This window comes from Planococcus sp. NCCP-2050 (genome assembly GCF_023708025.1).
Taxonomy (GTDB): domain Bacteria; phylum Bacillota; class Bacilli; order Bacillales_A; family Planococcaceae; genus Planococcus.
Map to the genome: position 1 here is coordinate 1 of NZ_BRCX01000008.1, position 24,112 is coordinate 24,112.

Annotated in this window: 39 protein-coding genes and 1 rRNA gene; all 40 read right to left on the bottom strand. The window is 44.3% G+C overall.

The window, feature by feature from the left end; translation table 11 throughout:
* Positions 1-98, bottom strand: a 16S ribosomal RNA gene (locus tag NFU07_RS16570); the annotation flags it as partial.
* Positions 99-601: 503 nt separating this feature from the next.
* Complete coding sequence (locus NFU07_RS16575; RefSeq protein WP_251480193.1) at positions 602-1,285, bottom strand: KinB-signaling pathway activation protein; 684 nt, start codon at positions 1,283-1,285, stop codon at positions 602-604.
* Positions 1,286-1,448: 163 nt separating this feature from the next.
* Complete coding sequence (locus tag NFU07_RS16580; protein ID WP_052654045.1) at positions 1,449-2,513, bottom strand: Mrp/NBP35 family ATP-binding protein; 1,065 nt, start codon at positions 2,511-2,513, stop codon at positions 1,449-1,451.
* Positions 2,514-2,821: 308 nt separating this feature from the next.
* Entirely contained in the window at positions 2,822-3,214 is a 393-nt protein-coding gene (gene rpsI, locus NFU07_RS16585; RefSeq protein WP_033542771.1) for a 30S ribosomal protein S9, read from the bottom strand.
* 29 nt (positions 3,215-3,243) lie between these two features.
* Entirely contained in the window at positions 3,244-3,681 is a 438-nt protein-coding gene (rplM, locus tag NFU07_RS16590) for a 50S ribosomal protein L13 (RefSeq protein WP_235197823.1), read from the bottom strand.
* A gap of 199 nt (positions 3,682-3,880) precedes the next feature.
* A complete protein-coding gene (gene truA / locus NFU07_RS16595; RefSeq protein WP_251480195.1) occupies positions 3,881-4,624 on the bottom strand; it encodes a tRNA pseudouridine(38-40) synthase TruA in 744 nt (247 codons plus the stop codon).
* An 11-nt stretch (positions 4,625-4,635) separates the two neighbouring features.
* Positions 4,636-5,433, bottom strand: a complete 798-nt coding sequence (locus NFU07_RS16600; RefSeq protein ID WP_251480197.1) for an energy-coupling factor transporter transmembrane component T family protein — start codon at positions 5,431-5,433, stop codon at positions 4,636-4,638.
* Positions 5,430-6,302 carry an energy-coupling factor ABC transporter ATP-binding protein gene (locus NFU07_RS16605; protein WP_251480199.1) on the bottom strand — a complete coding sequence of 291 codons (873 nt, stop codon included), beginning with the start codon at positions 6,300-6,302 and terminating at the stop codon, positions 5,430-5,432. The genes NFU07_RS16600 and NFU07_RS16605 overlap by 4 nt, the downstream gene beginning before the upstream one ends.
* A complete protein-coding gene (locus NFU07_RS16610; RefSeq protein WP_251480201.1) occupies positions 6,278-7,126 on the bottom strand; it encodes an energy-coupling factor ABC transporter ATP-binding protein in 849 nt (282 codons plus the stop codon). The genes NFU07_RS16605 and NFU07_RS16610 overlap by 25 nt, the downstream gene beginning before the upstream one ends.
* Before the next feature lie 282 nt (positions 7,127-7,408).
* Positions 7,409-7,783, bottom strand: coding sequence for a 50S ribosomal protein L17 (rplQ, locus tag NFU07_RS16615; RefSeq protein WP_052654065.1), 375 nt, complete (start codon positions 7,781-7,783; stop codon positions 7,409-7,411).
* 48 nt (positions 7,784-7,831) lie between these two features.
* Positions 7,832-8,776, bottom strand: coding sequence for a DNA-directed RNA polymerase subunit alpha (locus tag NFU07_RS16620; RefSeq protein WP_052654068.1), 945 nt, complete (start codon positions 8,774-8,776; stop codon positions 7,832-7,834).
* Between the two features lie 130 nt (positions 8,777-8,906).
* Positions 8,907-9,296, bottom strand: coding sequence for a 30S ribosomal protein S11 (rpsK, locus tag NFU07_RS16625; protein ID WP_052654071.1), 390 nt, complete (start codon positions 9,294-9,296; stop codon positions 8,907-8,909).
* A gap of 25 nt (positions 9,297-9,321) precedes the next feature.
* Positions 9,322-9,687: a 30S ribosomal protein S13 gene (gene rpsM, locus NFU07_RS16630; RefSeq protein WP_052654076.1), complete on the bottom strand. Its 366-nt coding sequence runs from the start codon at positions 9,685-9,687 to the stop codon at positions 9,322-9,324.
* A gap of 23 nt (positions 9,688-9,710) precedes the next feature.
* Positions 9,711-9,824: a 50S ribosomal protein L36 gene (gene rpmJ, locus NFU07_RS16635; protein WP_006828951.1), complete on the bottom strand. Its 114-nt coding sequence runs from the start codon at positions 9,822-9,824 to the stop codon at positions 9,711-9,713.
* Positions 9,825-9,861: 37 nt separating this feature from the next.
* Positions 9,862-10,080 carry a translation initiation factor IF-1 gene (gene infA, locus NFU07_RS16640; RefSeq protein WP_006828950.1) on the bottom strand — a complete coding sequence of 73 codons (219 nt, stop codon included), beginning with the start codon at positions 10,078-10,080 and terminating at the stop codon, positions 9,862-9,864.
* 416 nt (positions 10,081-10,496) lie between these two features.
* A complete protein-coding gene (locus NFU07_RS16645; protein ID WP_251480203.1) occupies positions 10,497-11,150 on the bottom strand; it encodes an adenylate kinase in 654 nt (217 codons plus the stop codon).
* Between the two features lie 60 nt (positions 11,151-11,210).
* Positions 11,211-12,506 carry a preprotein translocase subunit SecY gene (gene secY, locus NFU07_RS16650; RefSeq protein ID WP_235197818.1) on the bottom strand — a complete coding sequence of 432 codons (1,296 nt, stop codon included), beginning with the start codon at positions 12,504-12,506 and terminating at the stop codon, positions 11,211-11,213.
* The gene (rplO, locus tag NFU07_RS16655) at positions 12,506-12,946 is read right to left on the bottom strand and encodes a 50S ribosomal protein L15 (RefSeq protein ID WP_052654087.1); all 441 of its coding nucleotides are present in this window, start codon (positions 12,944-12,946) and stop codon (positions 12,506-12,508) included. The genes secY and rplO overlap by 1 nt, the downstream gene beginning before the upstream one ends.
* 34 nt (positions 12,947-12,980) lie before the next feature.
* Entirely contained in the window at positions 12,981-13,163 is a 183-nt protein-coding gene (gene rpmD, locus NFU07_RS16660) for a 50S ribosomal protein L30 (RefSeq protein ID WP_052654090.1), read from the bottom strand.
* A gap of 14 nt (positions 13,164-13,177) precedes the next feature.
* Positions 13,178-13,678, bottom strand: coding sequence for a 30S ribosomal protein S5 (gene rpsE / locus NFU07_RS16665; protein WP_052654093.1), 501 nt, complete (start codon positions 13,676-13,678; stop codon positions 13,178-13,180).
* A gap of 20 nt (positions 13,679-13,698) precedes the next feature.
* Positions 13,699-14,061 (bottom strand): 50S ribosomal protein L18, encoded by a 363-nt coding sequence (rplR, locus tag NFU07_RS16670; RefSeq protein ID WP_251480205.1) that lies wholly within the window; start codon positions 14,059-14,061, stop codon positions 13,699-13,701.
* A gap of 33 nt (positions 14,062-14,094) precedes the next feature.
* Positions 14,095-14,634 carry a 50S ribosomal protein L6 gene (gene rplF / locus NFU07_RS16675; protein ID WP_235197815.1) on the bottom strand — a complete coding sequence of 180 codons (540 nt, stop codon included), beginning with the start codon at positions 14,632-14,634 and terminating at the stop codon, positions 14,095-14,097.
* A 30-nt stretch (positions 14,635-14,664) separates the two neighbouring features.
* On the bottom strand, positions 14,665-15,063 hold the full coding sequence (gene rpsH, locus NFU07_RS16680; protein WP_052654104.1) for a 30S ribosomal protein S8: 399 nt from the start codon (positions 15,061-15,063) through the stop codon (positions 14,665-14,667).
* 29 nt (positions 15,064-15,092) lie between these two features.
* Entirely contained in the window at positions 15,093-15,278 is a 186-nt protein-coding gene (gene rpsN, locus NFU07_RS16685; protein WP_006828941.1) for a 30S ribosomal protein S14, read from the bottom strand.
* Between the two features lie 19 nt (positions 15,279-15,297).
* The gene (rplE, locus tag NFU07_RS16690) at positions 15,298-15,837 is read right to left on the bottom strand and encodes a 50S ribosomal protein L5 (RefSeq protein ID WP_036803924.1); all 540 of its coding nucleotides are present in this window, start codon (positions 15,835-15,837) and stop codon (positions 15,298-15,300) included.
* A 27-nt stretch (positions 15,838-15,864) separates the two neighbouring features.
* Entirely contained in the window at positions 15,865-16,176 is a 312-nt protein-coding gene (gene rplX / locus NFU07_RS16695; protein ID WP_235197814.1) for a 50S ribosomal protein L24, read from the bottom strand.
* A gap of 35 nt (positions 16,177-16,211) precedes the next feature.
* The gene (gene rplN / locus NFU07_RS16700; RefSeq protein WP_052654106.1) at positions 16,212-16,580 is read right to left on the bottom strand and encodes a 50S ribosomal protein L14; all 369 of its coding nucleotides are present in this window, start codon (positions 16,578-16,580) and stop codon (positions 16,212-16,214) included.
* 47 nt (positions 16,581-16,627) lie between these two features.
* Positions 16,628-16,891, bottom strand: a complete 264-nt coding sequence (rpsQ, locus tag NFU07_RS16705) for a 30S ribosomal protein S17 (protein ID WP_052654109.1) — start codon at positions 16,889-16,891, stop codon at positions 16,628-16,630.
* Positions 16,892-16,915: 24 nt separating this feature from the next.
* The gene (rpmC, locus tag NFU07_RS16710) at positions 16,916-17,116 is read right to left on the bottom strand and encodes a 50S ribosomal protein L29 (protein WP_052654121.1); all 201 of its coding nucleotides are present in this window, start codon (positions 17,114-17,116) and stop codon (positions 16,916-16,918) included.
* Entirely contained in the window at positions 17,106-17,540 is a 435-nt protein-coding gene (gene rplP / locus NFU07_RS16715; protein ID WP_052654124.1) for a 50S ribosomal protein L16, read from the bottom strand. Before rplP ends, rpmC begins: the two co-directional genes overlap by 11 nt.
* A 1-nt stretch (position 17,541) precedes the next feature.
* A complete protein-coding gene (gene rpsC, locus NFU07_RS16720) occupies positions 17,542-18,198 on the bottom strand; it encodes a 30S ribosomal protein S3 (protein WP_235197813.1) in 657 nt (218 codons plus the stop codon).
* A gap of 3 nt (positions 18,199-18,201) precedes the next feature.
* The gene (rplV, locus tag NFU07_RS16725; RefSeq protein ID WP_052654130.1) at positions 18,202-18,543 is read right to left on the bottom strand and encodes a 50S ribosomal protein L22; all 342 of its coding nucleotides are present in this window, start codon (positions 18,541-18,543) and stop codon (positions 18,202-18,204) included.
* Positions 18,544-18,562: 19 nt separating this feature from the next.
* On the bottom strand, positions 18,563-18,841 hold the full coding sequence (gene rpsS / locus NFU07_RS16730; RefSeq protein ID WP_006828932.1) for a 30S ribosomal protein S19: 279 nt from the start codon (positions 18,839-18,841) through the stop codon (positions 18,563-18,565).
* 60 nt (positions 18,842-18,901) lie between these two features.
* Positions 18,902-19,732 (bottom strand): 50S ribosomal protein L2, encoded by an 831-nt coding sequence (gene rplB, locus NFU07_RS16735; RefSeq protein WP_052654133.1) that lies wholly within the window; start codon positions 19,730-19,732, stop codon positions 18,902-18,904.
* 48 nt (positions 19,733-19,780) lie between these two features.
* Positions 19,781-20,065, bottom strand: coding sequence for a 50S ribosomal protein L23 (gene rplW / locus NFU07_RS16740; RefSeq protein WP_235197811.1), 285 nt, complete (start codon positions 20,063-20,065; stop codon positions 19,781-19,783).
* Positions 20,065-20,688, bottom strand: a complete 624-nt coding sequence (gene rplD / locus NFU07_RS16745; RefSeq protein WP_251480217.1) for a 50S ribosomal protein L4 — start codon at positions 20,686-20,688, stop codon at positions 20,065-20,067. The genes rplW and rplD overlap by 1 nt, the downstream gene beginning before the upstream one ends.
* A gap of 28 nt (positions 20,689-20,716) precedes the next feature.
* Positions 20,717-21,346: a 50S ribosomal protein L3 gene (gene rplC, locus NFU07_RS16750; RefSeq protein ID WP_251480222.1), complete on the bottom strand. Its 630-nt coding sequence runs from the start codon at positions 21,344-21,346 to the stop codon at positions 20,717-20,719.
* 49 nt (positions 21,347-21,395) lie between these two features.
* Complete coding sequence (rpsJ, locus tag NFU07_RS16755) at positions 21,396-21,704, bottom strand: 30S ribosomal protein S10 (RefSeq protein WP_033542800.1); 309 nt, start codon at positions 21,702-21,704, stop codon at positions 21,396-21,398.
* Between the two features lie 254 nt (positions 21,705-21,958).
* Positions 21,959-23,284 carry a Na+/H+ antiporter family protein gene (locus tag NFU07_RS16760; protein ID WP_251480225.1) on the bottom strand — a complete coding sequence of 442 codons (1,326 nt, stop codon included), beginning with the start codon at positions 23,282-23,284 and terminating at the stop codon, positions 21,959-21,961.
* A gap of 234 nt (positions 23,285-23,518) precedes the next feature.
* Positions 23,519-24,109, bottom strand: a complete 591-nt coding sequence (gene leuD / locus NFU07_RS16765) for a 3-isopropylmalate dehydratase small subunit (protein WP_251480227.1) — start codon at positions 24,107-24,109, stop codon at positions 23,519-23,521.
* Positions 24,110-24,112: the final 3 nt, after the last annotated feature.

Genomic DNA, 24,112 nt, shown 5'->3' on the forward strand with positions numbered 1-24,112 from the left:
CTAAACGCTTGGAGCAAGCTCCAAGTGTTCCGCTCGACTTGCATGTATTAGGCACGCCGCCAGCGTTCGTCCTGAGCCAGGATCAAACTCTCCATTATAGAGTAGTATTGATTGCTCAATGCTGGCGCATCGCCGTCTCCGAAAAGACGCACGATTCGCTTTGATCTGGCTAAGCCTGATCAGTAAGTTGTGGCGCGGGACCCGAAGGTCCGTTGCCGATATTGTTGACGTTTTGCTGTTCAGTTTTCAAGGTTCATGTTGCCGCCGTTATTATTTGTGTTGTTCGTTGTTGCTTGGCGACTTTTATTATATTAAAGCATGTTTATATTCCTGTCAACACTTTTGAAAAACTTTTTACCGAAGTTCTTTTTTCATTTTCTTCATTCTTGAATTCCTTTCTATAAAACCTTATTGCACCGCGTTTTTAAGGAATTACAATCAGCGATTTTAATAACCGAATGAGCGAGATTTTAGAAAGTAATACTTTTCTGAAATTTTATTTGTTGGCAGTTTCGTTTTCTTCTTCGATTTCGTTTATTCCTTTCTTATAAGAAAAAGCGTTTTGAACTTCTTCTATATAGAGAAGTTCAAAACGCTTTTTTTATTTTTTTGCAGTTGCTTGAGCCGCTGCTTTACGAGCTGCTCGCCGCTCTTCCAATCTCTGGCGGTCGATATCCGACTGCTGATTGTATTTTGGCAGTACCAGTAATTGATATGCGTTGACTGCTAAGAATGGGAACAACAGCAAAGTTACCCAGCTATCGATATTCCCTGCCTCCACCATCAATGCAGGCAGCCATTCTACGGTAGTAATGACGATCATGAAGAATAAAGCTGAGATGAACGTGTCTTTGTTTGTCCATTTCGCTTTGAAGTAAGCTGTTACCACAGCTGTGATTAATAAAATCGCCAGCAATACGCCGTAGAGCCAAACTTGTCCGACCGTTTCCGCGTTAGGTGCAAAACGGAACACGATCAAATCGAGAATGACTACTGCAATGATCAACAGCTGCACCCAGTTCCATAGCCGCAGTGTACGGAAAATGTTCATGCCGATTTGGTGAACCGTCAAGTAGGCAAAGAAACAAAGCTGACTGATGATGCTCATCGTTAAACCGATAATGACCATCCAGACAAAGCCTGCCAATACTTCGCCCCAGGCGCCGTCCGCTACTGCTTGTGAAAATATATCATCCCAGCGAATGAATAATCCTAGTACCCCAGTTACTCCTCCACCGATTAAAAGCGCTTTAAAAAAAAATTTGACCCAATTTCGTATCGTCACATCAATGCCTCCATTGTTTAAAATCCTCTTAAGATTGTACCAACCCCCAGAGGAAAAATCCATTGAGCTCTCAGGTAAGATGTGAACAAAGCTTGAAAGTCGTGACAATTTGCCATATATAGAAGAAAAACCCGAGAGCCGGCATCGGCAATCGGGTTCATCATTATTGTTTTTTAGCAAACTGCGCAAGGATCTGTTCAGCAATTTCGCCGTAGATCTTTCCAGTTGGATGATCTTCCAAGTAGACGGAAGGCGCAAAATCTTCTTCGTTCCAATCCGGCTGGCCAAGTGGGATCTGGCCCAGCAATGGCGCTTGCAATTCTTCTGCAAGTTTCGGACCGCCGCCTTGTCCGAATAAATATTCTTTCTTGCCTGTTTCTTTGCTTTCAAACCAAGACATGTTTTCGATGACGCCTAGTACTTCATGATCGGTTTGAATCGCCATCGCTCCTGCACGTGCAGCAACAAATGCCGCAGTCGGGTGAGGAGTAGTAATAACGATCTCTTTAGATGCAGGAAGCATCTGGTGGATATCTAGCGCTACGTCTCCAGTCCCTGGTGGAAGGTCCAATAGAAGATAGTCCAGGTCGCCCCATTCTACATCACGGAAGAATTGGTCCAAGACTTTCCCGAGCATTGGGCCGCGCCACACAACCGGCATATTGTCTTCAACGAAGAATCCCATTGAAATGACTTTCACGCCGAAACGTTCTACCGGAATAATCGTATCGCCGCGCACAACCGGGGATTTGTCGATTCCCATCATGTCTGGAACACTAAATCCGTAAATGTCCGCATCGATTAAACCAACTTTTTTGCCGAGGCGCGCTAACGCTACAGCCAAGTTGACCGATACTGTTGATTTACCGACGCCGCCTTTACCGCTGGCAATCGAAATGAATTCAACTTTATTCAGCGGAGATAATAAATCTTGTGCTTCCGATTCGCTGGCAGTTCCACGGAATTGCGCCAAAGCTTCAGGCGGCAATTCTTCGAAACGGATTCCGACAGATCCTGCTCCCGCTCCTTTTAGCACTTCGACCACTTTCATCTGAAGCTGCATCTGTTCCGGTGTATTCGCTTTCGCAATCGCCAGTTTCACACTTACGTGGTTTTTCTCTTCTTTTATCTTCACGGACGTAATGCCGTTTGTCTCAGTCAGCGATCTATGTAAAAACGGATCTTGAAGCTCTCCGAGTAATTCGCGAACTTGTACTTCAGTCAACATATCTCATACACTCCCTATCACTTTTGCTCACCCTAAAGTATAACATACCGACTTTTAAATTAAATCTAATGCGACTTAGAAAAGCGGAGGTGCCCGCTTAGCTCTGACCGGCATAAGCCGATTCGGCGAAGCGGCGTTTATTTGCTGCACAGCCGGATCGGCTTATGACCCGAAGAGCTGGGCACCGCAGCTGGACACTCAGAAAAGCGGTGACGCTCATTTTCATTCCTGAAAGCAGTACCGTTCTACCAGTTTCAAAGCAAAATAAAACCCCTTTTCTCCAAAAGAGAAAAGGGGTTTCTGTAATATTAACGTTTTGAGAACTGTGGTGCACGACGAGCTGAACGCAAACCTGGTTTCTTACGTTCTTTCATACGTGGGTCACGAGTTAGCAATCCAGCAGATTTAAGTGCTGGACGGAAAGCAGGGTCTACAGTAAGTAGAGCGCGTGCAATTCCGTGGCGTACTGCTCCAGCTTGACCTGTGAAGCCTCCGCCTCTTACGTTTACAAGTACATCATAGCTTCCAAGAGTTTCAGTAGCTACTAATGGTTGTTTGATGATTTGCTCAAGTGTTTCGTATGGAACGTAGTCCGATACGTCACGGTTGTTGATTGTAATTGTGCCGTCTCCTGGTACTAAACGTACGCGAGCTGTTGAGTTTTTACGGCGACCTGTACCTAAATATTGAACTTGTGCCAAAGGTGTATCCTCCTCTTATTTACTAATGATTATCCGCGAAGCGTGTAAGCTTCTGGTTGTTGTGCTTGGTGAGCATGTTCTGGTCCAGCATAAACGTGTAGTTTTCTGAACATTTGACGTCCTAAAGAGTTTTTAGGAAGCATCCCTTTGATAGCCAATTCAAGCATTTTCGTTGGGTATTTTGTGCGCATTTCAAGTGCAGTACGCTGTTTCAACCCGCCGCTGAATTGTGTGTGGCGATAGTAGATTTTGTCAGTTAACTTTTTACCAGTTAAGTGGATTTTGTCAGCGTTGATGATGATCACGTGATCACCTGTGTCAACGTTTGGTGTGAATGTTGGTTTGTATTTACCGCGTAAGATTGAAGCGACTTCAGAAGCTAAACGTCCAAGAGTTTGCCCTTCTGCATCGACAACTAACCATTTACGCTCGACTTCGTGACCTTTAGCCATGAATGTTGTACGCATGTATATTGTCCTCCTAATATATCATCTCTTTTTTAAAATCACATGTTCCTATAGTTCCGTTGTTCCGTTTTTTCGTTATCCCTAAACACAAATAACCTTCCGGGGCATATCGTGGGGGTAATGAAAATACCATACATCATCATATAATGGATAGCTCTTAAAGTCAAGGGTTTTTATAAAAACACCAGGAAAAGTTGCTTCAGCTTTCATACTCCACATTTTCCAAGTATAAACCGTGTGCTGACGCGGTTTTACCAGCCAAACTGCGATCCGCTCCGGCGATGATTCCAGCCATCTCCGAAGCCTCCCTGCGCCCCGTTCCGATTTCCATCATCGTACCTGCAATAATCCGCACCATATTATAGAGGAACCCTGTACCTTCGATCACCATATGCAATTCTTCCCCATGCTCTTCGAATTCCAGGCGGCGAACAGTCCGCACTTTATCCACTACAGCCGTATTCGCGGCACAGAAACTCGAGAAATCATGCGTCCCAAGAACCGCTTCCGCCGCTTTCCGCATTTCTTCAACATCTGGCTTCTGTTTGACATGAACCATATAATTCCGGGTAAACGGACTAATGATTGAACTGCGGTCCCATTTATAGCGGTACGTCTTGCCCGCCGCATGATAGCGTGCATGAAACGCTGGATCTGCCTCTTCAATCTCGAACACCCGAATATCCTCCGGCAATAAAACATTCAGCGCTTTCAGCCAACCGCTCATCGGAATCAATAGAGGCGTATCAAAGTGGATCACTTGCCCCGTGGCATGCACTTTTGAATCGGTGCGCCCGCTCGCCACCACTTGAATCGTTTCTCCCTTATGGATGGTTTTTAGGACTTTCATTAATTCTGCCTGAACGGTTCTAGATTCCGGCTGAACTTGATATCCTGCAAATCCTGAACCGTCGTAGGCGATTTTCGCTTTTAATCGTTTCATGCTTTCTCTCCTTAAGTGCGGAAATACCAAAGTGCAGCCGTAAACCCAGCTAGCAGCAATAAACTCAAACTGTCAATCAGCCGCCAATCCAGCTGCCGGTAGCGTGTCCGCCCTTCGCCGCCGCGATAGCCCCGCACTTCCATGGCTGTCGCTAAATCTTCTGCCCGTTTGAACGCACTGACAAATAACGGGATCAAAAGTGGCACAACCGCTTTGATGCGCTCTTTGATCGGACCTGAGCCGATATCCGAACCTCTTGCCATCTGTGCTTTTAAAATCTTGCCAGTTTCATCCATTAAGGTCGGGATAAAGCGCAGCGAAATGGACATCATCAAGGCCAATTCATGCACAGGCAATTTAACCCGCTTAAACGGCCCCAGCAGCACTTCAATCCCGTCCGTAATCGAAATCGGCGATGTGGTCAAGGTCAGGATGCTCGTAATGAACACCAGAACCAAGAACCGGATGGAAATGAATATCCCTTGCTTTAAGCCTTCTTCATACACTTCAACGAACCAGAAGCTGAACAGCACATCCCCTTCTTTTGTGAAGAAGATATGCAAAAGAAACGTAAAGATCAATAAAATAAAGACCGGCTTTAATCCATTAATCAAGAAATACAAACGAATCTTCGATAAAAAGACCACGAGCAAAGTGAATATCAACAAAAGCAAATACGTCAGGGCATTATTCGCCACAAAGACGATAGCGATAAACAGGAAGACAAATAGGATTTTAGCTCGTGGGTCCAAACGGTGAACCAATGAGTCTCCCGGAATAAACCGTCCGAAAATCATTTTCTCCATCATTCAGCGCCACGCCCTTTCGCAAGAGCCAACGCGATATTCTTCGCCAAAACTTCTTCGGTCAACGAAATCCCGTCCAATTCGATTCCCAGCTTTTCTTCCAACATCCGCTGTAATTTCACGGTCCGCGGCGGCTCTAGCCGGTAATCCATCAATTGTTCTTCATTCGCAAAAATGTCTCTCGGCTCTCCGGATACGACGCATTTTCCGTTATGCATAATCGCGATTTGATCGGCATACCGCGCAGCATCTTCCATGCTGTGCGTCACCAATACCGTCGTCAGCCCTTTTTGCACATGCAATTGATGGAATAAATCCATAATCTCCCGGCGCCCTCTTGGATCAAGCCCTGCCGTCGGTTCGTCCAACACCAGCACTTCCGGTTCCATCGCTAGGACTCCTGCAATGGCTACTCGGCGCATCTGCCCTCCGGACAAATCAAATGGCGACTTTTCAAGCACTTCCGGCGGCAACCCCAGTTGAGCCACTAATTCAACAGCCCGCCGTTTTGCCTCTTCTTCCGGCACGCCATAATTCATCGGCCCAAACATGATATCTTTTAATACCGTTTCTTCAAATAATTGCTGTTCCGGAAATTGAAAGACGATCCCCACTTGCCGGCGGATATCCCGTAGGTTTTTCGCTTTAACGCCCGCTTCCACTTTACGGTCGCCAATGATGACGGATCCTTCTGTCGGTTTCAATAACGCATTTAAATGCTGTAGAACGGTCGATTTCCCGGATCCCGTATGGCCGATAATCGCTGTATAAGATCCCGAAGGAATGTGGATGTTCACATGATGCAGCGCCCTTTTCTCAAAAGGCGTATTTTCAGCATAGCTATAGCCTACTTCTTGGAGTAGAATGTCCATAAATCCTCCACCAGCCCGTCTTCTGACATATGTTCACTGCTCAATTGGACGCCGGCTTCCGTTAAGAGCTTTGACATCCGCATCGCAAACGGCAAATCCAGTCCAAGATCCGTTAATTTATTACCCGCGAAGAATACAGCTTCCGGCGTTCCTTCCAATTGCTTATGGCCCGCATTCATCACGATGATGCGATCCGCCAATGCCGCTTCCTCTAAATCATGGGTAATTGAGATAACCGTCAAACCGGTCTCTTTCCGCAATTCCCGGATGGTCTCAATCACTTCCATGCGCCCTTGCGGATCGAGCATCGAAGTCGCTTCATCCAAGATCAGGAGCCTCGGACGCAATGCAAGTGCCCCTGCAATTGCCACACGCTGCTTCTGGCCCCCTGAGAGGTGGTGCGGTTCATGATTCAGGTAATCTTCCATCTTCACTTGCCGCAGCGACTCATGCACGCGCTGTACCATTTCTGCATGCGGGACGCCGTTGTTTTCCAAAGCGAAAGCTACGTCATCTTGCACCGTTGCTCCCACAAATTGATTGTCCGGATTTTGAAAGACCATGCCCATCTGCGAACGGATCTCCCATAGGCTTTCTTCAGACATCTTCTGTTCCATCGTAGTCACTGTGCCGCTTTGCGGAAACAGCAATCCGTTCATCAATTTCGCAATAGTGGATTTCCCGGAACCGTTATGGCCCACGAGAGCGATCCACTCCCCTTGTTCAATGGAAAAGGAAAGTCCTTCAACTGCCGGCTTTACTGTTTCATCATCTGGCATATATGTAAATGTCACATTTTCAAAAGACATTATGTTCAAAGTCATCTCAGCTAACCTCCTCTGGCTGTTCTCATCTCTACTCTACTCGGTTTCCTAAGCATCTGTAAATATTGGTATAAATAAAAAAAGCGCGCACCTCATTCAGAGAAATGCGCTTTTCTGTCTCTATGGCTCCCCGGTTGCTTAAGCCAGGGTTGAATGAGGTGCGTAGAGCTAGACAAGACGCCGCCTTTCGGCTCGCTCATCATAACACTCAGCTTTTCATATATGTCGTATAAATCATTATGCTAAAAGAAGAGGGCGTTAACCCTCTCCCCGTAATTCAAATTAAACTAATTCAATAATGACAATCGGTGCGCCGTCTCCGCGACGAGGCCCCATTTTCATGATGCGCGTGTAACCGCCTTGGCGTTCTGCGTAGCGTGGAGCAACGTCATCAAACAATTTTTGCAAAGCAAAGATTGTGTTTTCGTTACCTTCAGCGTCCGTAGATGTTACTAGCTCACGACGAATATATGCTGCAGCTTTACGGCGTGCATGGATATCTCCACGTTTACCAAGCGTAATCATTTTTTCTACAGTTGAACGCACTTCTTTCGCACGAGCTTCAGTCGTTTGAATGCGTTCGTGTACGATTAAGTCTGTTGTAAGGTCACGTAATAGTGCTTTACGTTGAGAACTTGTACGTTGAAGCTTTCTCATTGAAGTTTCCCTCCTTTGTTGAATAGTTCGGATCAGAATTTAAGGCAATCAGTCTTCTTTGCGAAGGCCTAGTCCTAAATCTTCCAACTTCACTTTAACTTCTTCTAGTGATTTGCGTCCAAGGTTGCGGACTTTCATCATGTCGTCTTCCGACTTGCTTGCCAGTTCGTGTACCGTATTGATACCCGCACGTTTCAAGCAGTTGTAAGAGCGAACCGAAAGATCAAGTTCTTCGATTGTCATTTCCAAGACTTTTTCTTTTTGGTCTTCTTCTTTTTCAACCATGATTTCAGCCGTTTGTGCCTCATCAGTCAAACCAACGAAAATGTTTAAGTGCTCAGTGAAAATTTTTGCCCCAAGTGCAATTGCCTCTTTCGGACCAATGCTTCCATCTGTCCAAACATCAAGAGATAATTTATCGAAATTAGCGAGTTGACCTACTCGTGTATTTTCAACTTGGAAATTAACGCGTGAAACTGGAGTGTAAATAGAGTCAATCGGGATAACGCCGATCGGAAGATCTTCACGTTTGTTCTGATCTGCACGGGCATATCCGCGGCCTCTGTTCGCATACATGCGCATACGGAGATGGCCACCTTTAGCGATTGATGCAATATATAGATCCGGATTCAGAATTTCCACGTCACTATCGTGAGTGATATCTGCAGCCGTAACCGTTCCATCACCTTTAACATCAATTTCAATGACTTTTTCTTCGTCAGAGTAAATTTTAAGAGCCAGTTTCTTTATGTTCAAAATGATTGACGCAACATCTTCTTCTACACCTTCAACAGTGGAGAATTCGTGCAACACACCATCAATTTGAATTGAAGTAACAGCAGCGCCTGGTAAAGATGAAAGTAAGATTCGACGTAAGGAGTTTCCTAAAGTGGTTCCATATCCACGCTCAAGGGGTTCAACAACAAACTTGCCAAATTTGGCGTCATTGCTGATCTCAACCGTTTCAATCTTTGGTTTTTCTATTTCGAGCATTCATTTTACCCTCCTTCAAAACGTCGGTGTTTTTTCGTTTCATCAAGAATTCGATAGTCACAGACTTTCGTTACGATTTAGATCCATCCAGCAAGTCGTGATGTTCAAAAATCCCATTCAGAATTAACGATTACACGCGACGGCGTTTAGGCGGACGGCAACCGTTATGAGGAACTGGAGTTACGTCTCTGATTGCAGTAACTTCTAGTCCAGCAGCTTGAAGTGCACGAATTGCAGCTTCACGGCCTGAACCAGGACCTTTAACAGTAACTTCTAAAGTTTTAAGACCATGTTCGATTGACGTTTTAGCAGCGGTTTCTGCAGCCATTTGAGCAGCGAAAGGTGTAGATTTACGTGAACCTCTAAATCCTAGAGCACCAGCGCTTGACCATGATACTGCGTTCCCTTGCATATCTGTAATCGTAACAATTGTGTTGTTAAATGTTGAGCGGATGTGAGCAATACCTGATTCGATATTCTTTTTCACACGACGCTTACGAGTTTGTTGTTTACGTGCCATGTTAAGAAGAAACCTCCTTTACTGATTATTTTTTCTTGTTAGCTACAGTTTTACGAGGACCTTTACGCGTACGCGCATTGTTCTTCGTATTTTGTCCGCGAACTGGAAGTCCACGACGGTGGCGGATACCTCGGAAGCTAGCAATTTCCATCAAACGTTTGATGTTCATTGAAACTTCACGGCGAAGGTCACCTTCAATTTTGTATTGATCCAATTGTTCACGGATATTGTTCAACTCGTCTTCAGTAAGATCGCGTACGCGAGTATCTTCTGAGATACCAGCTCCTGCAAGTACTTTCTGAGCAGTAGTTTTACCAACACCGAAAATGTATGTTAATGAAATAACAACGCGTTTGTCGCGCGGAATATCAACACCAGCAATACGTGCCATGTGTATGATGCACCTCCTTCTTATTAGCCTTGTCTTTGTTTATGTTTCGGATTTTCACAGATTACCATTACTTTACCGTTTCTGCGAATAACTTTACATTTTTCGCAGATCGGTTTCACAGATGGTCTCACTTTCATCTAACCCAACCTCCTTAGTAGTCCGGAGTGCAAAAGATTATTTAAAACGGTATGTGATACGACCGCGTGTTAAATCGTAAGGAGAGAGTTCCACTGTAACTTTATCTCCTGGCAGAATGCGGATGAAGTGCATGCGGATCTTGCCAGATACATGCGCAAGAATCGTATGGCCGTTCTCCAGTTCCACTTTAAACATCGCGTTAGGCAAAGTCTCAACGACTGTTCCTTCGATTTCAATTACATCGTCTTTCGCCATCGACCCAGTCTCCCTTCTGTATACAAATCAGGTTCTCATCTTCAAACAGTATTTGCTGATTGAATAATAGTATTCATTCACCAGGAATGCATGAGTGACAGTTGAAAGACAGTCTCCGAGTTCCGCTTTCCGCATAGCAGCGAATAGGGGGTAATCCGGTTAAGCCAGTCTGCCTCATGAATCCTCGACCGCCCGGACTGCCTAGGATGAGTTCCAAACCCGTTACACAGATGCTTCCACGAAACCCATTATACTATTTCCAGTGCGGGATTGCACGGTTCAGACATGGTCTGGAGCAATCTGCACCGGATTTCATATAACCAGGCATTTTATGCTTTTGCAGCTCTCGAAAATTCATATCTCCGGTGCTCCTTAAAGCCACATGGAGGCAACTAACTGCGCCCGGCGCCGAAGATTTAGCCTCGGTCGCCCTTTAGAAGAGCATCAATGTCAGCAAATACTTTTTGAATGTCCTGCTGTCCATTTATATTTTTCAACACGCCTTTGCTTTCATAGAAATCAAGAAGCGGCTGAGTTTGTTGGATATTTACTTCTAAACGGTTTGTGACGGTTTCTGGATTGTCGTCTGCACGTTGGTAGAGTTCGCCGCCGTCTTTATCGCACACACCCTCAACTTGAGGAGGATTGAAAATAAGATGGTAAGCTGTTCCACAAACTTTACAGATACGGCGACCCGTTAATCGTTTGACAAGTTCGTCTTGTTCAACTTGGATGTTTACGACATGCTCGATTCTTTTGCCGAGATCGACAAGAAGAGATTCCAGCGCTTCAGCTTGTGGGACTGTACGCGGAAAGCCGTCTAATAGAAAGCCTTCTGCACAATCCGCAGCGCTAAGACGCTCACGGACGATACCGATAGTCACTTCATCAGGTACTAATGCACCCTTATCCATGAACGATTTTGCTTCCAAGCCTAGTTCCGTTCCGCCTTTGATAGCAGCGCGAAACATATCACCTGTAGAAATATGAGGGATGTCGTACTTCTCAACAATTTTGTCTGCTTGAGTACCTTTGCCGGCACCAGGCAGACCCATTAATACGATATTCATACGTTTGCCCCCTCAGACAATTGGACAAGGAACGTCTTCACGTTCCTAAGCGCCCATTGATTATTTCATAAAGCCTTTATAATGACGTTTAACAAGCTGAGATTCCAGTTGTTTCATTGTCTCAAGTGCTACACCTACGACAATTAGAAGACTCGTTCCGCCAATTTGTGCCGATTGGGGCAAGCCCGCAAGGTTAATGAAGAAAATTGGCATTACGGCAATCAGTGCCAAGAAGATAGCGCCGACAAATGTTAAACGGTATAACACACTTGTTAAATAATCTTGCGTATTTTTACCCGGACGGATTCCTGGAATATAAGCACCTTGCTTTTTCAAGTTGTCCGACACGTTTTCAGGGTTAACCTGAATGAATGCATAGAAGTAAGTGAATGCTACGATCAAAGCGACATAAATGATCATGCCGACCGGACGCGTATAATCAAATGTATTCTGGATTGCATCTGTAAACGCGTTGGCACCAAAGAAAGAAGCGATGGTTTGCGGCGTAATGATGAACGCCACTGCGAAGATTACCGGGATAACTCCGGCCGCGTTTACTTTCAAAGGCAAATGCGTCTGTTGTGCACTCGTTGTTTGGCCACGGCCAGCAACTCGTTTTGCATACTGAATTGGAATTTTGCGCAGCGCTTGCTGAACATAAATGACCAATACTGTAACAGCAACAACTGCTAATGCAAGCAACGCCATGATAGCGATATTGATTGGAAGCTGATCGCCAGCTCCTTCAATCTGCTGTGCATATAATTGGTTGATAGCTCCAGGTATTGCAGCGACAATCCCAGCGAAGATGATAATCGAAATACCGTTCCCCACACCTTTTGCCGTAATCTGCTCACCAAGCCACAGTAGAAATGCTGTACCGCCAGTTAAGACAATCGCGATTACCACATAGGTCATAATCGAGTCATCTTGAATCAAAGAGCCACCATAAATTTGGTTAAACCCATAAGACATTCCAATCGCTTGGATAAAGGCTAATACAATTGTGAAGTAGCGAGTGAATTGAGCAAGTTTCCGTCTTCCGACTTCTCCTTGTTTCGCCCACTCAGCAAATTTCGGTACAACATCCATCTGCAATAATTGCACAATGATCGATGCTGTAATGTATGGCATAATTCCCATTGCTAAAATCGAAAAGTTAGCAAGGGCGCCACCACCGAAAGTATTTAAGAATCCAATCAAGCCAGCTTGATCGGTAGCTTGCAGTACATCCGCATCAACATTCGGTACCGGAATGAAAGTTCCGATACGGAAAATGATGAGCATCAGTAATGTAAAGATGATTTTATTTCGAATATCAGTCACGCGCATAAAATTGGAGATTGTCTGAAACATTAAAGCACCTCAGTTTGTCCGCCAGCAGCTTCGATTGCTTCCTTAGCTGATCCAGAGAATTTGTGAGCTTTAACAGTCAATTTTTTCTCTAAGCTTCCGTTACCAAGAATCTTGATACCTGAACGTTCGTTGCTCACGACACCTGATTCGATTAACAATGCAGGTGTAATTTCTGTGCCTTCGTCGAAACGGTTCAATACATCAAGGTTCACAATAGCGTAGTCTTTACGGTTAATGTTCGTAAATCCACGTTTAGGCAAACGACGGAACAATGGGTTTTGTCCACCTTCAAATCCAGGACGAACTCCGCCGCCTGAACGTGCGTTTTGTCCTTTATGACCTTTACCTGCTGTTTTACCAGTACCTGAACCGATACCGCGTCCGATACGCTTTCTAGAACTGCGTGAACCTTCTGCTGGTTTTAATTCATGAAGTTTCATGTGGTTTGGCACCTCCTTCTATAGAAATCAGGGATTAAACTTCTTTGATAGTTACTAAGTGAGCGACTTTAGTGATCATACCACGGATAGCGGCATTATCTTGCTGCTCAACTGTTTGATGCATTTTACGCAAGCCCAAAGCTTGAACAACTTTACGTTGTGCTGGTTTTGAACCGATTACTGATTTTGTGAGGGTAATTTCTAGTTTAGTAGCCATGTAATTTTCCCTCCTTATCCTAATAGCTCTTCTGTAGTTTTACCGCGAAGTTTTGCAACTTCATCAGCGCTCTTCAGTTGAGTTAAACCGTTAATAGTAGCACGTACCATGTTGATTGGTGTGCTTGAACCTAGAGATTTAGACAAGATGTCTTGTACTCCAGCCAATTCAAGTACCGCACGAACAGGTCCGCCTGCAATAACTCCAGTACCAGGTGAAGCTGGTTTGATAAGAATTTGGCCTGCACCAAAACGACCAGTTACTAAGTGTGGAGTTGTACCTTTAACCATAGGTACTTCGATTAAGTTTTTCTTCGCATCTTCAATAGCTTTACGGATTGCATCTGGAACTTCTTGTGCTTTACCAGTACCAAAACCGACTTTACCATTTTTGTCGCCTACAACAACTAATGCGGAGAAACGGAAACGACGTCCACCTTTTACAACTTTCGCTACGCGGTTAATCGTAACTACGCGTTCTTCAAGTTCAAGTTTGTTTGGATCAATACGACGCATGAAATGTGTCCCTCCTTCTTTTAAAATTGTAAACCGTTTTCACGTGCTGCTTCTGCAAGAGCTTTGATACGTCCGTGATATAAATAACCACCGCGGTCGAAAACGATTGAGTTTAAGCCTTGTTCAGTTGCACGTTTAGCGATTGTTTCGCCGATTTTTGCAGCAGCTTCCAAGTTGCCAGTAGATTCGCCTGTGAAATCTTTTTCCATAGATGAAGCACTAACAAGTGTAACGCCTTTAGTATCGTCGATCAATTGAGCGTAAATGTATTTATTTGAACGGAATACGTTTAAACGTGGGCGTTCTGCTGTACCCGTAATTTTAGAACGTACGCGTGCATGACGTTTTTTACGAGATGCGTTTTTATCGAGTTTCGTAATCACTGAGGTCACTCCTTTCAGCCTGCCTAAGCAGCATTATTTACCTGTCTTACCTTCTTTGCGGCGAACAACTTCACCTTCATAACGAATACCTTTGCCTTTATATGGCTCTGGTGGACGTGTTTGACGGATGTTTGAAGCAAGAGCTCCAACGCGTTCTTTATCGATACCTTTTACAACGACCTTCGTGTTAGCAGGAACTTCAACTTGAACTCCTTCTTCCGGAGTAAATTCTACCGGGTGAGAGTATCCAACGTTAAGAACTAGCTTCTGGCCTTGTAATTGTGCACGATAACCGACACCGACTAATTCAAGCGTACGCTCGAATCCTTCTGAAACTCCTTGAACCATGTTCGCTAACAAAGCACGAGTTGTACCGTGGATTGTGCGGTGTTCTTTCGAATCTGAAGGACGTGTCGCTGTTAGTACGTTTTCTTCTACTGTAATTGCAATATCTTTATTGAAAGTACGAGTTAACTCGCCTTTAGGGCCTTTTACAGTTACGACGTTATTGTCAGCAATAGTGATCGTAACGTTAGCAGGAACCTCAATTGGTTTTTTACCTACACGTGACATTCTGTTGCACCTCCATTCGTTTGTTGTTTATTACCAAACGTATGCTATGATTTCTCCGCCGATTTTTTTCGCGCGGGCTTCTTTATCAGTTACCAAACCTTGTGATGTAGAGACTAAAGCGATACCAAGACCGTTTAGTACACGTGGCACCTCATCAGTTTTAGCATATACACGTAGTCCTGGTTTAGAAATACGTTTCAAACCAGTAATAACGCGTTCGTTGTTAGCACCGTATTTTAAGAAAATGCGGATCATGCCTTGTTTGTCATCCTCAACGTACTCAACGTCACGAACGAAACCTTCACGCTTAAGAACTTCAGCGATCTCTTTTTTCACATTAGAAGCTGGAAGCTCTAATTTCTCGTGACGAACCATGTTCGCATTACGGATGCGTGTCAGCATATCTGCAATCGGATCTGTCATTGTCATTACATTTACCTCCTTCCCAAATTAGGGGATTACCAGCTGGCTTTTTTCACGCCAGGAATTTGTCCCACATATGCAAGTTCACGGAAACAAATACGGCAAAGTTTAAATTTGCGTAATACTGAATGCGGACGTCCGCATCTTTCACAGCGTGTGTACTCTTGTACTTTAAACTTTGGCGTGCGTTTTTGTTTTGCGATCATAGATTTTTTAGCCACGTTTACGCCTCCCTCATATTTACTTTTGGAACGGCATTCCGAATTGTGTTAATAACTCACGAGCTTCTTCATCAGAGTTCGCAGTTGTTACAATTACGATGTCCATACCGCGTACTTTCGAAACTTTATCATAATCGATTTCAGGGAAGATTAACTGTTCTTTCACACCAAGTGTGTAGTTGCCGCGGCCGTCGAAAGATTTCTTCGAAACCCCACGGAAGTCACGAACACGTGGAAGTGAGATAGCAATCAATTTATCCAGGAAGTCATACATACGCTCTCCGCGTAGTGTAACTTTACATCCGATTGGCATACCTTCACGAAGACGGAAGCCAGCGATAGATTTCTTAGCTTTAGTAATAACTGGTTTTTGACCAGTGATCGTTTGTAATTCTTCAACAGCTGAGTCAAGTGACTTAGTGTTTTGGACAGCCTCGCCCACACCCATGTTGATAACGATTTTATCAACTTTCGGTGTTTGCATTACTGATTTATATTCAAACTTGCTCACTAGAGCAGGAGTGATTTCATTCACATATTTTTCTTTTAGGCGGTTCATGTGTGTACCTCCCTTCATTCAGGAATTTTATTTATCTAATTTTTCACCGGATTTTTTTGCAACACGAACTTTTTTACCATCTTCAACCTTGTATCCTACACGAGTCGGCTCGCCGGATTTAGGGTCAAGTAACATAACGTTAGAAACGTGAATTGCTGCTTCTTGGCTGACAATTCCACCTTGTGGGTTTGCCTGGTTCGGTTTTGTATGCTTCTTGATGATATTGATACCTTCAACAAGCACGCGGTCTTTCTTAGGTAGAGCAGATAAAACAACACCTGTTTTGCCTTTGTCTTTACCTGAGATTACCTTAACTGTATCGCCTTTTTTAACATGCATTCTGTCGCACCTCCTTGGTATGGCACATTGATTTATTAAAGAACTTCAGGAGCAAGTGAAACGATCTTCATGAAACTGTTGTCGCGTAGTTCGCGTGCAACAGGTCCGAAAATACGTGTTCCGCGTGGACCTTTGTCGTCACGAATGATAACACATGCATTTTCATCAAATTTGATGTAAGTACCGTCTTTACGGCGAGCTCCGCTTTTCGTGCGAACGATGACAGCCTTAACGACTTCACCCTTCTTAACAACGCCACCTGGTGTTGCTTTCTTCACGGTACAAACGATTACGTCACCGATGTTTGCAGTCTTACGACCAGAACCACCAAGTACTTTAATCGCTAGTACTTCACGAGCACCCGAGTTGTCTGCAACTTTTAAACGACTTTCCTGTTGGATCACTTAGGTTACCTCCCTTCGGAATTTCTTAGGTTCCGAAATTATTTAAATTAGATAATAACCGCTTTTTCTACAATTTCCAATACGCGGAAACGTTTAGTAGCTGATAGCGGACGAGTTTCCATGATGCGAACGATGTCGCCCATTTTAGCTTCGTTTTGCTCATCATGAGCCTTAAATTTCTTAGAGTATTTTACACGTTTGCCATAAAGTGCGTGCTTCTTTTGAGTTTCAACCATTACTGTAACGGTTTTGTCCATTTTGTCAGACACAACACGGCCTGTGTATACTTTGCGTTGGTTACGCTCAGTCATACTTGCAAACCTCCTCTCGAATTATCAGTTAGTTCCACTGATTTCTCTTTCATGAATCACAGTTTTCATACGGGCAATCGCTTTACGTACTTCGCGGATGCGAGCAGTATTTTCTAATTGACCAGTAGCCAATTGGAAGCGAAGGTTGAAAAGCTCTTCTTTCAGTGATTTCACTTTTTGTTCGATTTCAGCAGTGGTTAAGTCACGGATTTCTTTAGCTTTCATTCGATTCACCACCAATTTCTTCGCGTTTTACGAACTTCGTTTTGATCGGAAGTTTGTGAGATGCAAGGCGCAATGCTTCGCGTGCCACTTCTTCTGATACTCCTGCAAGTTCAAACATAATTTTACCTGTTTTTACTACTGCTACCCAGCCTTCAGGTGAACCTTTACCGGATCCCATACGAACCTCAAGAGGCTTTTTCGTATATGGCTTATGTGGGAAGATTTTAATCCAGACTTTACCGCCACGTTTCATGTAACGAGTCATGGAAATACGTGCTGCTTCGATTTGGCGGTTAGTGATCCAAGATGATTCCAAAGCTTGGAGACCAAATTCACCGAATGCGATTTCTTTGCCGCCTTTAGCTTCTCCGCGCATCTTGCCACGGTGCTCACGACGATATTTAACGCGTTTAGGCATTAACATATTATTTGCCTCCTTCCTCAGATTTCTTCTTAGTTGGAAGGACTTCACCGCGGTAGATCCATACTTTTACGCCAAGTTTGCCGTAAGTAGTGTCTGCTTCAGCATGTGCATAGTCGATATCAGCACGAAGCGTATGGAGCGGAACAGTACCTTCACTGTAGTGTTCAGCACGCGCAATGTCAGCGCCGCCTAGACGTCCAGATACTTGAGTTTTGATCCCTTTAGCGCCAGAACGCATAGTGCGCTGGATTGCTTGTTTTTGTGCACGACGGAAAGACACGCGGTTTTCCAATTGACGTGCTACACTTTCAGCAACTAGTCTCGCATCAAGGTCAGCTCTTTTGATTTCAATGATGTTGATGTGTACACGCTTGCCAGTCATTGTGTTAAGTTGCTTGCGAAGTACTTCTACTTCAGAACCACCTTTACCAATTACCATACCTGGTTTCGCAGTGTGAATTGTTACGTTTACACGGTTTGCAGCGCGTTCGATTTCTACTTTAGAAACTGAAGCTTCTTTCAAACGTGCTTCGATGTATTCACGGATTTTAATATCTTCGTGAAGAAGTGTCGCATAGTCTTTTTCAGCGTACCATTTTGACTCCCAGTCACGAATGATTCCGATACGCATCCCGATTGGATGTATTTTTTGTCCCACGAATTATCCCTCCTTCTTCTCAGATACCACTAGTGTGATGTGGCTTGTACGTTTGTTGATTGCGCTTGCGCGTCCCATTGCACGTGGACGGAAACGTTTCAATGTTGGACCTTCATCAACGAATACTTCGCTAACGATCAAGTTGTCCAGGTTCATTTCGTAGTTATGTTCAGCGTTCGCAGCTGCAGATTTTAGTAACTTCTCAACAACAATAGATGATGCTTTCGGAGTATGTTGTAAAATCGCAACGGCTTCGCCAATTTGCTTGCCTCGGATTAAATCTACTACTAAACGGACTTTACGAGGAGCAATACGTACTGTTCTAGCGACAGCTTTTGCTTGCATGGGGAAATCCTCCTCTCAATTAACGTCTTGTTTTCTTATCGTCTGCACCATGGCTTGCGTATTTGCGTGTTGGAGCAAATTCACCAAGTTTATGGCCTACCATATCTTCTGTTACGTATACGGGAATGTGTTTGCGACCATCGTAGACTGCAATTGTTTGTCCGATAAATGTCGGGAAAATTGTAGAACGGCGAGACCACGTTTTAATCACTTGTTTTTTCTCAGAGTCCTTTTGTGCTTCAACTTTTTTCATAAGATGATCATCAACAAAAGGTCCTTTTTTCAAGCTGCGACCCATTTGGGATCCTCCCTTCGTGATTGCACCACGGCTCTTTTGGCGAACCGCAGCGGAATCAAATTATTTTTTACGACGACGCACGATGAACTTGTCTGACTTGTTCGTTTTCTTGCGTGTTTTGTATCCAAGAGTTGGTTTGCCCCATGGAGACATTGGTGATTTACGTCCGATTGGCGAACGTCCTTCACCACCACCGTGTGGGTGATCGTTAGGGTTCATTACAGAACCACGAACTGTTGGGCGATTGCCCTTCCAGCGGTTACGTCCTGCTTTACCAATGTTGATCAATTCGTGTTGTTCGTTACCAACTGAACCGATAGTAGCACGGCAAGTAGCAAGGATCATACGAACTTCTCCTGATTGCAAACGCACAGTTACGTATTTGCCTTCTTTACCAAGCACCTGAGCTGAAGTTCCTGCAGAGCGTACTAATTGTCCGCCTCCGCCTGGCTTCAATTCAATGTTATGGATTGTAGAACCCATTGGGATGTTTGATAGTGGCAAAGCGTTACCTGCTTTGATATCAGCTTCTACGCCTGACATGATCTGCGTTCCAACTTCGATTCCTTTAGGAGCCAAAATGTAACGTTTTTCACCATCAGCATAATGAATCAATGCGATGTTTGCAGAGCGGTTTGGATCGTACTCGATTGTAGCAACGCGTCCTGGAATGCCATCTTTGTTACGTTTGAAATCGATGACACGGTATTGACGTTTGTGTCCACCACCGTGGTGGCGTACAGTGATTTTACCTTGGTTATTACGGCCGCCTTTACGCTTCGTTGGTTGCAAAAGCGATTTTTCTGGCTTGTTCGTAGTGATTTCAGCGAAATCCGAAGTTGTCATGTTACGACGACCGTTTGTGGTAGGTTTATATTTTCTAATCCCCACGTTGTGTCCCCTCCTTCTTTTATTAGTTCCTAAAAGAACTTATGAGAATTAAATCTCGAATAATTCGATGTCTTTAGATTCAGCAGTCAATTTAACGATCGCTTTGCGGCGTTTGTTAGTGTATCCTGCGTGTTTGCCCATGCGTTTGAATTTCCCTTTGTAGTTCATGATGTTGACTTTCTCAACTTGAACTCCGAAGATTTCTTGAACTGCATGTTTAACTTGTGTTTTGTTAGCGCGAGTGTCCACTTCAAAAGTGTACTTCTTATCTGCCATTACTTCAGAAGAACGCTCAGTAATGACCGGACGCTTTAAAATATCACGTGCTTCCATTAACTAAGCACCTCCTCTATTTTTTCTACTGCTGCTTTTGTCATAACAACTTTGTCATGTCCAAGCAAGTCTAAAACGTTGATGCCAGTCGCTGCTACCACTGTCATACCTTGGATGTTGCGAGCAGATAATGCTACGTTTTCATCCGGGTCAGCAGTTACGAACAAAGCTTTTTTACCGATTGAAAGATCTGAGATCAATTGAGTAAATGCTTTTGTTTTTGGTGCATCGAAAGTCAAACCTTCAAGTACCATCAATTTTTCTCCAACTACTGTTGATGAAAGTGCAGAGCGTAAAGCTAAGCGACGGACTTTCTTAGGTAATTTATAGCTGTAGCTGCGTGGTGTCGGTCCGAAAACGATACCGCCTCCGCGCCATTGTGGTGAACGGATAGAACCTTGACGCGCACGTCCAGTTCCTTTTTGGCGCCATGGTTTTTTACCGCCGCCTGCTACCTCAGAACGATTTTTTACTTTATGGTTACCTTGACGAAGTGAAGCGCGTTGAGCGATTACAGCGTCAAATAACACGGCTTCATTTGGTTCGATACCGAATACGAAATCATTCAATTCGATGTCGCCCACTTGTGAACCTGTTTGATTTAATAAAGCTACTTTAGGCATTCCTGTTTCCTCCTTTCATTTAAAAATATTATTTCGCTTTAATAGCCGATTTTACTCGGATAAGTGCTTTGCGAGAACCAGGAACATTACCTTTGATTAGAAGCAAGTTACGATCCGTATCAACTCGTACGATTTGCAAGTTTTGGATTGTAATTGTTGTTCCACCCATTTGACCAGGTAATTTCTTCTGTTTGAATACACGGTTTGGAGCAACCGGACCCATTGATCCAGGACGACGGTGGTAACGTGAACCGTGAGCCATTGGCCCGCGTGATTGTCCGTGGCGTTTAATAACACCTTGGAAACCTTTACCTTTTGTTGTACCTGTGACATCTACTACATCGCCTTCTGCGAATACATCTACTTTGACTTCTTGACCAACCTCGTAATCAGCTAAGTTTACATTGCGAAGTTCGCGAATGAAGCGCTTAGGAGCAGTGTTCGCTTTAGCTACGTGTCCTTTAGCAGGTTTGTTAGAAAGCTTTTCGCGCTTATCTTCAAAACCTAACTGGATTGCTTCGTAGCCGTCAACCTCAACTGTTTTCTTTTGAAGTACTACGTTTGGAGCAGCTTCAACTACAGTTACAGGGATTAAATCACCGTTCTCAGCAAAAACTTGCGTCATACCGATTTTTCTACCTAAGATTCCTTTGGTCATGTTGTCACACCTCCTGATAATATTTGTGTTTTTCTATTTCGTTTACCGATTAAAGTTTAATTTCAATGTCTACGCCGGATGGTAAATCCAGTTTCATTAACGCATCCACAGTTTGTGGTGTTGGGTTAACGATATCGATTAGACGTTTGTGTGTGCGCATTTCAAATTGCTCACGAGAATCTTTATAGATGTGGACTGAACGCAAGATTGTGTAAACCGACTTTTCAGTTGGCAACGGGATTGGACCCGATACACTTGCACCTGAACGTTTAGCTGTTTCCACAATTTTCTCTGCAGACTGATCTAGAATTCTGTGATCATATGCTTTTAAACGGATACGAATTTTTTGTTTTGCCATTATTTTCCCTCCTTTTCGCCTATTTTTGATAGACATTCTCCACGAAAATTTTCTGCACACTCGCCATGGCAAAGCGGCCGGGTGTATCAGTAACCTCTCGCTTCATCGCAGTCAAAGACCAACATTCACCATTATACAAAAGAAAAAAGAATTCCGCAAGTGTTTCCACGAAATTCTTTTCAATTCGCTTTTATTAGTATAACAGGATTTCTCGAGAGTTCAACACATACGATAATAGTCCGAACATTTTAATCTTAAGCCAGTACCATGACGGCAATCCAGCCGAAAATTACGAGCGGAATATTGTAATGGATGAAGGTTGGAACGCATGTATCCCAGATGTGGTTATGCTGTCCGTCCGCGTTCAGCCCGGCAGTCGGTCCGAGCGTCGAATCGGATGCCGGTGATCCTGCGTCTCCAAGCGCACCCGCTGTGCCGATCAAAGCGATGATGGCAATCGTTGAAAATCCGAACTCCATGCTGAGCGGCACAAAGATGGCTGCAATGATCGGAATGGTGGCAAACGATGAACCGATGCCCATCGTGACGACTAAGCCGACGATCAGCATCACGAACGCCGCGATTCCTTTATTGCCTGCGAATAAATCGGCGACGCTTTCAACGAGCGGCTCGATCGCTCCTGTCGCCTGAATGACGGAAGCAAATCCGTTCGCTGAAATCATGACGAAGCCGATGAATGCCATCATCCGCATGCCAGCTGTCAGCACTTCATCCGCTTCACGCCATTTCATCGCACCGAATAGATAAAGGACTACAATGCCGGCAAGCGCTCCAATGAGCATAGAGTCTGTTTCAATCTGTCCGTACAAAGCAGCAGCGAGCGCAAGGATCGTCACCACAATATCTTTCTTCGAAGTCGTTTTGTTTTGAGTTTCTTCTATAATACTTGTTGTCGGTTCATTATAGTCCCGAGGTTTGCGGTACGAGATGAAAACCGCCACCGCCAAACCGATGGCCATGCCTCCTACTGGAATCGCCATCGCTTTTGGAATATCCGCCATATCGATCGCCAAGCCCGCAAGTCCCATTTGCTTCTCAATGATTTCATGGAACAATAAGCCGAAGCCGTAAGGCAATAAAATATAAGGCGCGGTCAAACCGAATGTCAGCACAGAAGCAATCAAGCGGCGATCGATCCGCAGCTCGTTCAAAATGTGCAAAATCGGTGGAACCAATAAAGGAACAAACGCGATGTGGATCGGAATAAGGTTTTGGGAAAATATCGCCATGACAAGCAAAGCCAAAATGATCAGCGCTTTCGCCAAGTTTTGCCGCGTTGCTTCTCCTTCTTTATTGACCAGCTTCAAGACGCCGTTCACGAGAAGCTCTGGAATTCCGGTTCTTGAAATGGCAACCGCGAACCCGCCGAGCATGGCGTAGCTGAGAGCAATCGTCGCACCTGCTCCTAATCCATTGGTAAACGATGTTACGGTATCCATAAATGATAAACCGCCGCTGACCCCACCTGCGAGCGCTCCGATCAATAAGGCAAAGACCACATTGACCCGCAGCAAGCTCAACACAAGCATGACCAGGACGGCAACTAGTACTGCATTCATAATATTATCTCCTTTAGTTTGCTAAAGCGTTAAAGTATACACTTTAAATTAACAAATCTTTGATGGCCTTGTCAACACGAAATGCCTCTACTCCTTAATGAAGAAAAAATCTGAAAATCTTATGGTCCCCATTAATCTTAGTAATCCCTTTTTCGGACACACAAAAACCCTTCATGCCATTCATGAAGGGTTTCACTGTATAACTTTTTGTCTTTTTGGAGCCAATTTTATTAGCTACGCTTGCTGTTGTTTTTGTTCATAAGCGGCAATATACGAATCGTACTGGATGGTCAATGCGATTTCGTCCCATCCTTTTAACAGCATTTCTTTCCAATACGGATCAATCGAAAAAGCATAACGGCTTCCGTCTTGGCCCGTGACCGTCTGTTCTTCTAAGTTGATGTCCAACCGGAAAACTTCTTGCTGCCCTTTTCGGATCAATTCATCCACTTCCTGTTCACCTAAGCGAATCGGCAAGATGCCGTTTTTCACGCAGTTATTATAGAAGATGTCCGCATAACTCGGTGCAATGACCACTCGAAAACCATAATCGAGAATCGCCCATGGGGCATGTTCACGTGAAGATCCGCAGCCGAAATTCTCTTGCGCAACTAGAATTTCAGAGCTTTGGAAACGCGGGTCATTCAATACAAATTCTTGGATCGGTGAGCCATCCGGGTGGAACCGCCAATGGTAAAATAAATACTTGCCGAAGCCGGTGCGCTCAATGCGCTTCAGAAACTCTTTTGAAATGATTTGGTCGGTATCAACGTTTTTACGGTCAAGCGGGGTCATGACGCTTGTGATTTTATTGATCGGTTCCATTTT